At 42.4% G+C, this 12754-nt stretch carries 12 protein-coding genes and 1 pseudogene; 1 reads left to right on the top strand and 12 read right to left on the bottom strand.

The genetic code is table 11. The annotated features are described in order from the left end of the window. Positions 1-21: 21 nt before the first annotated feature. From rpsD to HMPREF2655_RS03965, 10 genes are all read right to left on the bottom strand, one after another. Positions 22-633, bottom strand: a complete 612-nt coding sequence (rpsD, locus tag HMPREF2655_RS04010) for a 30S ribosomal protein S4 (protein WP_000092756.1) — start codon at positions 631-633, stop codon at positions 22-24. Positions 634-835: 202 nt separating this feature from the next. Continuing rightward, positions 836-1870 carry a sensor histidine kinase gene (locus HMPREF2655_RS04005; protein WP_070657052.1) on the bottom strand — a complete coding sequence of 345 codons (1035 nt, stop codon included), beginning with the start codon at positions 1868-1870 and terminating at the stop codon, positions 836-838. Further along, positions 1867-2565, bottom strand: coding sequence for a response regulator transcription factor (locus HMPREF2655_RS04000; protein ID WP_000751223.1), 699 nt, complete (start codon positions 2563-2565; stop codon positions 1867-1869). Before HMPREF2655_RS04000 ends, HMPREF2655_RS04005 begins: the two co-directional genes overlap by 4 nt. Positions 2566-2645: 80 nt before the next feature. Next, positions 2646-4286 carry an SSURE domain-containing protein gene (locus HMPREF2655_RS03995; protein WP_070837695.1) on the bottom strand — a complete coding sequence of 547 codons (1641 nt, stop codon included), beginning with the start codon at positions 4284-4286 and terminating at the stop codon, positions 2646-2648. A 154-nt stretch (positions 4287-4440) separates the two neighbouring features. Further along, on the bottom strand, positions 4441-5106 hold the full coding sequence (locus tag HMPREF2655_RS03990; RefSeq protein ID WP_001283882.1) for a potassium channel family protein: 666 nt from the start codon (positions 5104-5106) through the stop codon (positions 4441-4443). Positions 5107-5119: 13 nt separating this feature from the next. After that, positions 5120-6499 (bottom strand): TrkH family potassium uptake protein, encoded by a 1380-nt coding sequence (locus tag HMPREF2655_RS03985; RefSeq protein ID WP_070837692.1) that lies wholly within the window; start codon positions 6497-6499, stop codon positions 5120-5122. A gap of 33 nt (positions 6500-6532) precedes the next feature. After that, positions 6533-7297, bottom strand: coding sequence for a nucleoside phosphorylase (locus tag HMPREF2655_RS03980; RefSeq protein ID WP_000615019.1), 765 nt, complete (start codon positions 7295-7297; stop codon positions 6533-6535). Positions 7298-7581: 284 nt separating this feature from the next. Continuing rightward, positions 7582-8205, bottom strand: a complete 624-nt coding sequence (locus tag HMPREF2655_RS03975; RefSeq protein WP_033606292.1) for a TetR/AcrR family transcriptional regulator — start codon at positions 8203-8205, stop codon at positions 7582-7584. A gap of 39 nt (positions 8206-8244) precedes the next feature. Beyond that, the gene (locus HMPREF2655_RS03970; protein WP_070837690.1) at positions 8245-9327 is read right to left on the bottom strand and encodes an ABC transporter permease; all 1083 of its coding nucleotides are present in this window, start codon (positions 9325-9327) and stop codon (positions 8245-8247) included. A gap of 1 nt (position 9328) precedes the next feature. Then, the gene (locus HMPREF2655_RS03965; RefSeq protein ID WP_070837688.1) at positions 9329-10045 is read right to left on the bottom strand and encodes an ABC transporter ATP-binding protein; all 717 of its coding nucleotides are present in this window, start codon (positions 10043-10045) and stop codon (positions 9329-9331) included. A 228-nt stretch (positions 10046-10273) separates the two neighbouring features. Here HMPREF2655_RS03965 and HMPREF2655_RS10525 point away from each other — a divergent pair. After that, positions 10274-10408: pseudogene (locus tag HMPREF2655_RS10525) on the top strand (low temperature requirement protein A); the annotation flags it as partial. A gap of 61 nt (positions 10409-10469) precedes the next feature. Here the strand turns inward: HMPREF2655_RS10525 and HMPREF2655_RS03960 are convergent. Both HMPREF2655_RS03960 and HMPREF2655_RS03955 read right to left on the bottom strand, forming a co-directional pair. Continuing rightward, positions 10470-11705, bottom strand: a complete 1236-nt coding sequence (locus HMPREF2655_RS03960) for a carbohydrate-binding domain-containing protein (RefSeq protein WP_070837686.1) — start codon at positions 11703-11705, stop codon at positions 10470-10472. Between the two features lie 285 nt (positions 11706-11990). Beyond that, positions 11991-12554 (bottom strand): sugar O-acetyltransferase, encoded by a 564-nt coding sequence (locus tag HMPREF2655_RS03955; protein WP_070837684.1) that lies wholly within the window; start codon positions 12552-12554, stop codon positions 11991-11993. Positions 12555-12754 lie beyond the last annotated feature (200 nt).

Here is a 12754-nt window from a genome sequence, read left to right as displayed (position 1 = left end):
TCTGTAAGATATTTCTTAAAATTAAAGCATCTTGTTGTAGAATTCAACGACAAGTGCTTCGTTGATTTCTGGGTTGATTTCGTCGCGTTCTGGCAAGCGAGTCAATGAACCTTCCAATTTTTCAGCGTCGAATGATACGAATGCTGGACGTCCAAGAGTAGCTTCTACTGCTTCAAGGATTGCTGGAACTTTCAATGATTTTTCACGAACTGAAATCACTTGACCTGGAGTTACGCGGTATGATGGGATATCAACGCGTTTTCCATCAACAAGGATGTGACCGTGGTTTACGAATTGACGAGCTTGACGACGAGTAGTCGCAAGGCCAAGACGGTAAACAACATTATCCAAACGACGTTCCAAAAGAAGCATGAAGTTGAAACCTAGGATTCCGCCTTTGATTTTTGTAGCTTGTACGAACAAGTTACGGAATTGTTTTTCACCTACACCGTAAGTGAAACGAAGTTTTTGTTTTTCAGCCAATTGCAAACCGTATTCTGATAATTTAGAACGGTTGTTTGGTCCGTGTTGTCCTGGTACGTAGTTACGACGTGCCAATTCTTTACCTGTACCTGTAAGTGAAAGGCCAAGGCGACGAGCTTGTTTCCAAGATGGTCCTGTATAACGTGACATGTGAATGTCCTCCTGATATAAATAATATTTCGGTGGAAATAGTCACTTAGAAAGCCCTGATTCGTGCAGATGCCCTTCGCCTAAACAGCCAAGGTTACTTGTCATAAGACACCTGTTGACGAGCTTCATGCTTTCCTGCTGCTATTTCACACAAAGGCTATTGTACCATGAAAAGCTATATTTGTAAAGGGATTTTACGCCTTTATTTCAAATTGAGGCTGAATGTAAACTTGCTTCCTAAGCCATATTGACTTTCTGCTGTGATTTCGCCACCAAGCTGATGGGCTAGTTCGCGTGCGATCGCAAGACCTAATCCATGCCCACCTGTCTTCATATTGCGTGAAGTTTCTACACGATAAAGTCGTTTAAAGATCTTTTCCAAATCTTCAGGAAGGATTCCCTGTCCCTCGTCTTTCACACTGATTCTCAGCTCTTGTTCTGTTAATTGGGCAAGAACCTCGATTCTGGTTCCTGGTTCTGAATATTTAAAGGCATTGTTTAACAAATTAACCAAAATGCGAGAAAGTTTGTCAGAATGGCTCTTGATTTTCGCCGACTCAGGTGACACTTGAATGTAAACATCTCGCTCCTCTTGTTCAATCTGGAGTTGAAATTCACTCATTGACTCAATCAACAGCTGATCTAAAAAGACCTCTTCGACTTCTTCATCAGCAGTATCTTGAGGTTGGGTGTTAAGAGTCAAAACATCCAATTCCTCTACTAGCTTGTTTAGACGCTCGGTTTGCCGACCAATCGTGGTTAAGTAGTGGAGCCGCTCCTCTTCCTTAATTACTCCATCTAGAATTCCCTCCACAGTAACCTGAATGGAGGTAATGGGAGTTTTAATATCATGAGAGAGCTGCGCAATCATCATTCTCTTTTCTTGCTCGCTCTCATCAAGTGATTGAAAGGTAGCCTGCAATTTGTGGGACATGTCATTAAAAGCCCGGCCCAGTTCTTGAAATTCTAATGGTCCCTTGGTTTCAATTTCTGTGCTAAAATCCTTGCTTGCTATATCCTGAGCTTGTTTTTTCAAATGTTTCAGAGAAGAGAACACAGGCGACAAAAGAAAGATGCTCACTGCAGCGCCAATGAAACTAGCAATCAAGGTCATTCCAACTAGAAAGTAAACTTCACTTTTCTCGATCAACATCCGTTGGACTGCCCAGAAAACGACCAAAATCGTTAGTAGAGTCGACACTAGATACCCCACTAAAATATAGTTTTTTAATTTCATTTTCTACCTCTTGGTCTTTCCATCTTATAGCCCAAACCCCAGACAGTTTTGATAGCGGGAGCATTTGAATTCGTATACTTGGTCAACTCTTGCCTCAAAGCATGGATATGAACATTGAGTGTATTGGTATCATCCACATAGTCCTCTTGCCATACCTTCTCGTAAAGTTCCGTCTTTGAAAAGACTCTCTCGGGATTGCTGGCTAATATCCATAAAAGTTCAAAGGATTTTACTGTCAATTCCAAAGGTTGCTCCCCAATGCGAACCTCATGAGTCACATGGTTGATTACCAAGTCACCAAACTCGATCTGTTCTGTCTCTCCTCCACGGCTAAGGCGACGCAAGATATTATTCACTCTTAAAACCAATTCGCGTGGGCTAAAGGGTTTGACTATAAAATCATCTGCCCCCAAACTTAATCCATAAATCTTATCCTGTTCGCTTGTCTTAGCAGTTGTAAAGAGGAAGGGTTGATCCGGAGCGATATACTGAACTTCACTGATAAAATCATAGCCATCCATATTGGGCATCATGATATCTGTGATAATGAGGTCGATAGATTTTTTTCTGAAAAGCTCTAAGCCCTCCTTACCATCATGGGCGACCAAAACATCGTAACCTGCCTGTATAAGATAGCGGTTTTGAATATCTAGAATATCTATCTCATCATCAACCAGCAAAATTGTCTTTTTCATCCGACACTCCTTCGATAAAAACAGTGTTATACTTGCTTTAGTATAACACTATTTTCCCTAATGTTTAAGTGATTTGAATCTTAATCTTCTCGTTTGGTTGTCAAACCCAAAAGTCCAACAAGACCTGCCAAGGCTAGACCAAAGATACCAAGGCCAGCTGTAGCCGTTTTAGCTTCCCCAGTATTTGGTAGCATCGCTTTATCATCTTTTTTCATCATATTAGCCATTGGGCTAGAAGCTGGTTGATCTACTTTCATATCTGACATATGGTGATCTGTACCCATCATACCCTCAGTCGTGCCTGTAGAGCCTGTTTCAGAAGGCTTCGTATTCATCTGATCTGGTTGAGATGGTGTTGTCGCCATTTCTTTTCCACGAAGTCGAATCGTTACTTGACGAGTAGCAATCAGATTGGTCAAATCAGGTTTGCCATCTTTAGAGCCATAGACTTTAACAGTAGCTAGGTATGTATGTGTTCCGTTAGCTCGAAGTTGATCTAGAAGGGCTTGTCCTTCTTTGCCAACCGTATTGCCATTCAAATCCACTTCGTAGAAATATTGACCTTTAGCCAAGCCTTCAAGCGGCAATAGAGCTGGATTTTTAGCTGTTCCGTTGTCTGACCATGGAGCTTTGTCTGATGCTTTTAACAAGAGGCGAGTCAACATACCATCTCCACCAAAAGCTTCGTATGGAATGACTTGGTTAACACCAGCTGTAAATGGACCTGGGAAATTGGCTTTGTCAAGGTAACTAGCTGGGACATCTACTGTATCTTTGGTGTTGTCGGCCACACCTTTTTGCACTTCAGCTGGAGTGGTCAAGCCATTCAAGTTAACATCCAAATCTTTAGTCGCTACCAGATTAGTTAAGTCAGGTTTGCCATCTTTCGCACCGTACACCTTGATAGTAGCTTTATAGCTTTGCGTACCATTTTGTTTCAAGAGGTCAAGCAGCTCTTTATCTGATTTTCCTTGGGTGCCTGCCAAGTCTACTTCGTAGAAGTAAAGGCCTTTGCCCAATTTCTCTACTGGTGGGAGAGCAGGATTTTTAGCTGTTCCGTTGTCGGACCATGGAGCCTTATCGGATGCTTTCAAGATAAGGCGAGTCAACATGCCGTCACCAGCGAAGAATTCGTATGGAATGACTTGGTTAACACCAGCTGTAAATGGACCTGGGAAATTGGCTTTGTCAAGGTAACTAGCTGGGACATCTACTGTATCTTTGGTGTTGTCGGCCACACCTTTTTGCACTTCAGCTGGGGTGGTTGCTGCTTGCGCTTCACTGGCTTCACGTTCTTGTCCAGAAACTGTAGACGCAGGACTTTCCACAGGTTTAACTGCATCTTCTGTTTGTTTCTTAGAATCTGGCTTTGCTTGCATTTCTTCTTTTGGTGCTACTACTGGCTCTTTAGCAGTTGCGTCCGCTTTTTCTGAAGAGCTTGTCGTATCCTCACTTGCTCTAGGTGTTGGAATAGACTGTTCTGAAGGAAGAGCTACATCGACTGCTTTTTTGAGAACCTCTGCTGGTAAGTCGCTCTTTTCACTCACCGAAGCAGCGTCTGGTACGACTTGGGCAGGAGTCGGATTGACGACATCAGCACGTGCAGAACTTGGTTGACCAACTAGGACAAAGAAGCCACTAGCCACAACAACTGAAGCAACACCGACACTGAGACGGCGAATAGACCAACGAGTATATCTCTGATTTGGATTGAATTTCATAGGTTTCTCCTTAGAGTTTTCTTTTTTTGATGACTCTAGTATAATCTCCTAAAATTAAAAAGGATTAAGAAAAAGTTAAAATTTTTCTTAAATCCCTCTTATAAAATACTTATATTAACTCAATAGTTATTGGAAAAAAACAGCTCTCCCTCTCCTACTCACTCAGCTCTGTTAGAGTATCCAAATGTTGGTTATTAATCACCGCCATGATATAGGCGCCTGACCGTAAAAGGTCATCGGGACCGAATTGAACATCTAGGGGAGCATTTTCGTAGGCACGAAAACCAAGTACGTTGAGGTTGTATCGCCCACGCAAATCCAACTGACTGAGGCTTTTACCTACCCATGATTGGGGGATTTTCATCTCGACAATCGATACATTCTTGTCCAGCTGAAAGACGTCTACGCTGTTATGAAAGAGGATGGTCTGCGCCAATGAGCGCCCCATTTCAAATTCTGGTGAGATGACTGCGTCTGCCCCAATTTTTTCTAGAACCTTTTTAGCTGTATGACTTTTGACCTTGGCAATGACGGTCGGCACTCCGAGACTCTTGCAGTGCATGACCGCGAGAACACTAGACTCCAGATTTTCACCCGTTGCGACAACTACGGTATCACAGGTGTCAATCCCCGCTGATAGAAGGAGTTCTTCATCCGTGATATCTCCAACTACTCCACGCGCCAGCACAGGTTCAAATTGATTAATGCGTTCCTCGTGGTCATCGATAGCAATGATATTCATGTCATGCTTGGCTAGGGCAGCCAAAACACTGCTCCCAAAAATTCCCAAACCTAAAATTCCAATTGTCCGATCTGACATCGTTCTTCCTTTCTTATCCGATAGTGATATCTGCTTTCATATAGTGAATCGTATCTTTCTTGTCTGGCTGGTATTCCGCTACACTGACCAGTAGTGTCAAGGGACCAATACGGCCGATAAACATCAGCAACATAACGATGCTGAGGGCTATCTTGCCTAGCTCTGGTGTTAAATTTGCCGTCACCCCAACTGTCGCAAGGGCTGAAATGGTCTCAAACATGAGGTAGATGAAGCGCGGATTTCCCTCTGCTGTTATCCCTAGTAGGATCAAGCCCAGCAAGAATGTTAGCAAGAAGATAATAAAGACACTGAAAGATTTTTGCACGGTTCGGGGTTCAATGGTCCTCCGAGCTACATTGGCATGAGGCAAGCCCAATAGTTCGCTACGAGCAAAGACCAATAAGACAAAGAAGGTCGTAATCTTGAGCCCCCCTGCTGTCCCTCCAGGCGCCCCTCCTAGAAACATCTGTAGGATATAGATGAACAAGGTAGCTGGTCGAGCCTGGGTGTAATCAATGGAAGCAAAGCCTGCCGTTCTCATACTAACGGTCTGGAAAAAGCTGACCAGCAATTTCTCTGGAGCGCTGAGATTTCCAATCGTTCCAGGATTATTCCACTCGATGAACAAAGTCGATACGGTTCCAAAGAGCAGAATTCCCGCCGTTAAAAAGAGAACCAGCTTGGTATGGAAACGCAGGCGGCGTTTTTTCTTCTTCCCAAACTGGGTCGCTAGGTCAAACCAGACCATAAATCCTAGACCACCCGTGATAATCAAACCTGCAATCACTAGATTGATCAAGGGGTCCGTTTGAAAAGCTACCAAACTCGTACTTCCAAAATTATCAAATCCAGCATTACAGAAAGCTGAAACAGCCAAAAAGATAGAAGTTAACACCCCTCGTCCCCAGCCAAATTCAGGAATGAAGCGGAAACTCAGGAGAAAGGCACCGAGCCCTTCCACCAGAAAAGTCGTCAGAAAGATTGAGCGGATGAAGTCCTTTAGAGACTGGGTTTCTCCATAACTGAAACTTTCTTGAATAGTCTCCCGACCACGAAGACTGAGCTTTTGCTTGCCTTGGATATAAAAGATTCCGATAAAGGTCATAAGCCCCAAACCACCGATCTGGATTAACAGCATGCAAATCAACTGGCCCCAGATATTGTAAGTAGAGGCCACCGGCTGGGTGAAGAGCCCTGTCACACAGACCATGGACACAGTCGTAAAGAGATGGTCAAAGTAGGTCGCTTGTGACGTTGCTGCTTGAACCCAGGGTAGGCTTAAAAGGAGCGAGCCCAAGAAGATAACTAAGGCAAAACTTAAAAAGATGCGACGAGCTGGTGATAATCGAACCAGCATCGTCTTGATTTTTTCCAAAAAAGATTTGAATAACATAACTACATTCTACCATAAAAACAGTAAGAACACTCACATGTGGTGCACAATAGCAAGACAGAGTTCGAGCGCCTTATCAAAAGCTTCCGAGCCCCAGTCACGACTGTCGTAGTTGTCCAGATCTGCCAAGGAATCTGCGGTAAAGAGTAACTCTCCCCAGACAACCCCACGTAGCTGAGCTACTGCCGCAAGAGCAGAGCACTCCATCTCCACAACAGCACAACCTTCTTCCTTGCGATAGGCAACCTTTTCAGCTGTCTCTCGGTAAAAACCATCTGTCGTCCAGGTCATAACTTCCTCATAAGGAATGCCTCTTTGTTCCAAGACTTGCTCAATGGCAGAGATAACCTCAATCTGCATCTCCATATAACGAGAAGGTGCTACATAGTGGTAGCTGGTTCCCTCATCTCGCAGAGCCCGAACAGGGACGAGAAAGGCATTTTCCTCTATATCGGCTAGGACGCCACAGGTTCCAGTGGAAATGATTTGCTCCACGCCATAGCCAATCAACCAATCCATAAACTGGGCCGCTGGAGCAGAGCCCACGGGCGCCTGGGCCAGACAGATCTCCTCGCCTTTGTAGTTGACGACATAGACTGGATAAGTCTTGGTGGCCGAAACGAACTCACCAATACAGTCCGCTCCTACTTCCTGAGCATAGCGGTCAATCTCCTCCTCCAAAAACGCATAGATACACTTCTTTGGCAACTTTAAGTCCAATCCCTCATGTGTTGGCATAAGGACCGCTTGGGGATTGTCATCAAACTCCAAAATGGGAATCGCATGTTTCTGAATCATAGCCCACCTCCTCTAATTTTGTACTATTGTATCAAAAGATGACGGAGTGTCAAGGAGTTGTCTTTAGCAAGCCAGAAAACTCCTCTTCCATACATTTAAGAAATCGTTGCACTGCTGGAGAGGTCGGTTTCTGTTTTAGTAAAGTGATTGAAGACTATCACCAAAATAGCAAATTCAATAATAAAAAAGCACGAATCTGCATCAGACAATATATACCCTTTTATATTATCTTGTGCAAGAAGCCAAACCAATAGAATCTAGCCTCCATTTTGTCTAGGCCTACTCTATTTCCACAAAGCACCTAAAATCTGTTTTTCTAATAAGTCTAAGTCTTCTTCATTTATTTCTCCATTGTCGCTAACGATATAAAGCTGAGCGAAGTAAGCCAACAATGGACCAACACAAATACGAACCATTTGAGGAATCGTTAACTCTGGATTTACACGTGGATCTGCTAGCAATTCTTTATGAAGCACTCGAAGTTTATCTTGAATAGCATTCCAGATAAAAATCTGTTCATTTTTTAGTTTCTTATTTGAAAAACTCTCCTGCAGAATGATTTTCATCAAAGCACGATTTTTTTTGAGATAGCTCATACGATCGTGGACGAGATAACGAACCCTCTCTTCTGTCGTTTCAAAAGCTAAGAGTTCCTCAAAAAAACTACCGAAAATGCCTGGGACTACAGGATGTAAAATAGCCGTCAGTAGATCATCCTTCGTCTTAAAATACTTAAACAAAGTTGCCTGGCTTAGTCCAGCACGCTCAGCTATGTGAAGAGTTGAGGTCCCATGGTAACTCCTAGTTGATATGAGGTCCACTGCTGCCTGCATAATTTTTTTCTTTCCTTGAGGGTAATTCGCTTCTTCTAAGTAATCTTCAAACGATTCAAAAACAGTCTTATCCATCTAATCTTCACATCTTTTTAGCATTATTTATGTTGATTTCTAAACTTTACGATAACGACGCAATCCAACAATATTGAGAATTGTTAAAATGATCAAGAAAATCATTAAAACACCAAGATTTGACAAAATATCACCAAGATTGTGCCCGTAAAGAATAATCTGGCTTATTGCATCACCAGAATAGGTTAATGGCAAAAATTTCCCCACAGTTAGAGCCCATTCTCCCATGGATGACAATGGAATAATTCCTGAGAAAAAAAGTTGGGGCATAATCACGAGAGGAATAAATTGCATCATTTGGAATTCTGATTTTGCTAGAGTAGACAAGAGAATTCCAAAAGCTAGTGCTACAAGAGCCAGTACCACATTAACTATTATAACATTTAAAATATTTCCTACAACTTCTACATCTAGTAGCCAAATTGCTGCTAAGACGACAACTGCCGTTTGAAAAATCGCAATAATACCGTAAGACAACATATAGCCATAGACGATTTCAGATCGTTTCACTGGTGTTGCTAACAAACGTTCTAGTGTTCCACTGGTGCGCTCTTTCAAAAGCGCCATACCTGAAATCAAAAAGACAAAGAAGAAAACTACAAAACCTATCAAAACCGGAATCATACTGGTAAAGAAGCTTGTATTTTCATCTCCATACTGGTAAGACTCCTTGATTTCTGGTGTTTTTGCGTCCGAGTCCAATTGTGGAAGAGCTTGTTTAACACGAGATACTAACTGATCGGTGCCTTCACTGGCGATACTCGTTCGTAACACTTGTCGTATCATAGATGTTTTGGAGGCGTCTGTGTTTGCGTAGTCAACCTGGTACTCACCGTCTTTATAAGAAATCACAGCATCGACTTTTTCATTTGCTAGCGCTTCTTTGGCTTGATCTAAGTCTTGATAAGTCTCGACGTCCACATGATCGAGCTCATCCATTTTCGTTACTAAACCAGTTGGTAGATCCTGTGTTGCTAACTTGACATTCACGGTTGTACTAGCTGAAAACATGAGGTTCATCAACCACATGATAAAAACAGGTGCTATAAACATCAGGGCTAGAGTTCGTTTGTCATGAAGTAATTCTTTGATGACTTTTTTTGCAATCGCTATTGTTCTCATTTTACTCACCTTCTGCTTTTAAAAATACTTCTTCAATACTTGAAGCTTGATAACTTTCTTTTAAGTGTTGCGGTGTATCAAAAGCAATGATTTTTCCGCCTAATAATAAGCCAACCTTATCCGTCAACTCTGCTTCATCCATAACATGGGTAGTAACTAATATCCCAACCCCATTGTCTCTAAGCGCGAATAATTCTTTCCAGATTTTCTTTCGAAGAGAAGGGTCGATTCCAACTGTCGGTTCGTCCAAAATCAAGAGTTGAGGATTTCCTAACAGCGCGATAGCAAGAGACAAACGCCGTTTCATTCCTCCAGAATAACCAGATACCGCCTTGTTTAAGTAGTCTGTCAGATCTACTACTTGAGCTATATGAGCAATTTCCGCCTTTAGGTCTTTTTTAGAAAGCCCCTTTAGCTGACCAAAAAATTCCAGATTTTCTTGGCCTGACAAGGACTCGTATAAAGCATCTGATTGGGCCATATAGCCAATATCTCCTAAAATATGGCGATTGGGCATAGTGTGATTTAACACTAAAGCTAGGCCTCCATCAGCCTTTTCCATTCCTAACGTAGTCTTAATCATAGTTGATTTACCAGCACCAGACGGACCAATTAATCCTATAATTTCTCCTGCCTGCAATTCAAAGCTGACATGATTCAGAACTATTTGATGGTCAAAAGATTTTACTAAATCTTGTAAATGTAGTAATGTTTTCATTTACTTCCTCCTTGGTAAGTGATTACTCACTTGCTAAATATAAACCTATTGTAGTGAGTAATCACTCACTTGTCAAGAAAAAATCTGAATTTTTTTAAAAATAAAGCACCAGATATTATTATCTGATGCTTATAATGGATAGCTATTGCTTTTAGAGCTGTTTCTAAATCTCTTCTCTATACTCCGAAATGGTCTTTCCTGTCCACTTTTTAAAGGCCTATTCTTCCTCTACTTTTCTCAGCCAATCCTACCATCGTCATTGCTATCGCAACTCTAATGACCTTGGCGACGGAAATTCATTTTACTCATTTTTATATGAAACAGACTAAGAAATTTTCAAGACCTAATTGGGAGTTGTTTTAGCTACAATCCACCTCTCAAACACAAAAACTCTCCCTTCTCTTTCGAGAAAGGAGATTCTTTTTTATCCTTGTCCGCCAGGGGCTGGACCTCCGCCTTGAGGGCCTCCATTTGGTCCACCGCCACCAGGCATAGAGTTGACAATTTCCGTTTGTTTTTCACCATTGAGATAGATATCTCCACCTGTGTAGGTCGCAGTTCCATCAAAATCAAAACCTGTTTGACCAGTCATTTTAATGGTTCCGACTGTGACCGTGATATTGCCGTTTGAGTCGATTGGGTCTGTGTCTCCTTGGCCGACTTCTACTGTCAGGTTCCCACCGTTCATGGTGAAGAAGATTTCACTCTGTTGGGCGTTTTTATTAGCTGCGTTGACTCCATCATCTGTCGAATAGATACTAATGTCCCCACCGTTGATAGTGATCGACTTACCTTCAAGTCCTTCTGTCGAATTCTTGACGGTGTAGGTACCACTATCGATAACCAAATCACCTGATGCGTGGATGCCATCATCTCCTGCTGTAACGGTGATGTTGTTGTTGGATAGGTACATGGTTCCGACTGAAGTATCCTCGTCATTGTCCACCTTGACGCCATCTTCCTTGGTATCGATAGTCATGGTTGTACCAGTGATGTTGAGTTCATCATTGACATTAAAGGCATCGCCAACTGCTGTGATGTTATAGGTTCCACCCGTGATGTGGAGGGTGTCGTTAGCCTTGATACCATTGTTTTTCTTGGCATCTACATTGAGAGTTCCTTTCCCGTTGATGGTCAAATCCACCTTAGAAAAGAGAGCTGCGTCTGCTTTTTCGTCGCTGTTAGAGCTTGAGTCAGAGAGACTGTTGGTGGTTCCCTCTGCTAGAGTTAAATAGACGTGGCCGGCCGATGTCGCAGATATCGCTGCATTGGTATTGGTCATGGTCGCACCTTTTAGGACTAGATGAACATCTGCCGACTTATCTGCCTCGACCTTGATCTGCACTCCGTCAGACTGACCTGAAATCACATAGGTTCCAGATTTTGTGATGGTCACTGTTGATTCAGAGACTGTCACCCCATCTCCAGAGTCGTTTGCTGATGAGCCAGATAACTCAATCTTAGAAGCTGCGCTTTCGTCATAAGAGGTATCATTGTCCTTCTCTGTAAAATAGGATGATTGGTTTGTCTTTGTTGAAGTTGTTGTTGCACTATTTGTCGTTGCATTGGTATTGGATGTAGTTGTTGACTGGGCACATGCTGCCATCAGCACCATTGCCGTTAAACTCGTTGCGACTAGGGTCCATTTTTTTGATTTCATACCTTTTTCCTCTCCTTCGTAGGATATAGCTAGACAGTCTACAGAAGATTTCTGAAACGAAACTAAAACTTTTCTGAAAGTTCCCTTAAATTTAGTTTGGATTAGATTTCGCCTAGTAATTTTTTAGAAAGGACTGCTAAAAACAATTTTTGAACTCTAGACTACCTTTAATAGGTTTTTAAAACCAACATCCCTCAGTGCGATGTCTCCTTGACCAAGAAAGCCAAAAAGAAGAAAAATTTATAAGATTAAAGCTCATAAAAAGAACAGCCTGGGCTGTTCTTTTTAGTTTTCTTTTACTGGAATTTCCTTGATGACACGCGCAGGATTCCCAGCTAGGACAACATTGTCTCCAAAAGACTTGGTAATCACGGCCCCTGCTCCTGCAACGACATTATTTCCCAGTGTCACTCCAGGAAGGACAATGACGCCACCTCCAGCCCAGAAATTATCTCCGATAGTGATGGGCTTACCGTATTCGACCCCTGAATTACGTTCATCCGGATCCAGTGGATGGAGTGGGGTTAAAAACTGACAGTTGGGACCAATCATGGCGTTGTTCCCGATGCGAATCGGACAAACATCCAGCATGGTCAAGTCCCAATTAGAATAAAAATTTTCCCCTAGATGGATATTGACCCCATAATCGACCACCAGATGTGGATTGACATAGAGATTTTGTCCAGTTGAACCAAACCAAGTCTTGATAATATCCGCTCCCTTCAAGGGATCTTCTTCCCGGTTAAAGGCAGCCTGTTTTTGGCGAGAAGCCTGAGCCAAGGCCCGTAATTCTGGGTCCGACGGACGGTAAGGCTCCCCTGCTATCATTTTCTGGTATTCGCTGGTCATAGTATCACCTCATACTTACTTTGGACTCATCATATCAAAAAGCCTTTGAAAGGTCAAGAATACTATAATATCAAATTTTCGGACACTATCAACGCTCACTTATTCTTGCAATTTATCGATTAGAAATCGTTCACTTTGTCTATATCAATCACAATGTATTTGTTTACATGATGTTGTAAAAAAGTGATTTCCATTTTGGA

It is taken from the genome of Streptococcus sp. HMSC066F01, from assembly GCF_001837335.1.
Classification (GTDB): domain Bacteria; phylum Bacillota; class Bacilli; order Lactobacillales; family Streptococcaceae; genus Streptococcus; species Streptococcus oralis_S.
This window is presented reverse-complemented; position numbering and strand designations above follow the sequence as displayed.

Coding starts and splice junctions, on each gene's coding strand:
- HMPREF2655_RS04005 (WP_070657052.1), bottom strand. CDS start 1,870: ATGAAATTAAAAAACTATATTTTAGTGGGGTATCTAGTGTCGACTCTA.
- HMPREF2655_RS03990 (WP_001283882.1), bottom strand. CDS start 5,106: ATGTCAGATCGGACAATTGGAATTTTAGGTTTGGGAATTTTTGGGAGC.
- HMPREF2655_RS03980 (WP_000615019.1), bottom strand. CDS start 7,297: ATGATTCAGAAACATGCGATTCCCATTTTGGAGTTTGATGACAATCCC.
- rpsD (WP_000092756.1), bottom strand. CDS start 633: ATGTCACGTTATACAGGACCATCTTGGAAACAAGCTCGTCGCCTTGGC.
- HMPREF2655_RS03955 (WP_070837684.1), bottom strand. CDS start 12,554: ATGACCAGCGAATACCAGAAAATGATAGCAGGGGAGCCTTACCGTCCG.
- HMPREF2655_RS03985 (WP_070837692.1), bottom strand. CDS start 6,499: ATGTTATTCAAATCTTTTTTGGAAAAAATCAAGACGATGCTGGTTCGA.
- HMPREF2655_RS03960 (WP_070837686.1), bottom strand. CDS start 11,705: ATGAAATCAAAAAAATGGACCCTAGTCGCAACGAGTTTAACGGCAATG.
- HMPREF2655_RS03970 (WP_070837690.1), bottom strand. CDS start 9,327: ATGAGAACAATAGCGATTGCAAAAAAAGTCATCAAAGAATTACTTCAT.
- HMPREF2655_RS03995 (WP_070837695.1), bottom strand. CDS start 4,286: ATGAAATTCAATCCAAATCAGAGATATACTCGTTGGTCTATTCGCCGT.
- HMPREF2655_RS04000 (WP_000751223.1), bottom strand. CDS start 2,565: ATGAAAAAGACAATTTTGCTGGTTGATGATGAGATAGATATTCTAGAT.
- HMPREF2655_RS03975 (WP_033606292.1), bottom strand. CDS start 8,205: ATGGATAAGACTGTTTTTGAATCGTTTGAAGATTACTTAGAAGAAGCG.
- HMPREF2655_RS03965 (WP_070837688.1), bottom strand. CDS start 10,045: ATGAAAACATTACTACATTTACAAGATTTAGTAAAATCTTTTGACCAT.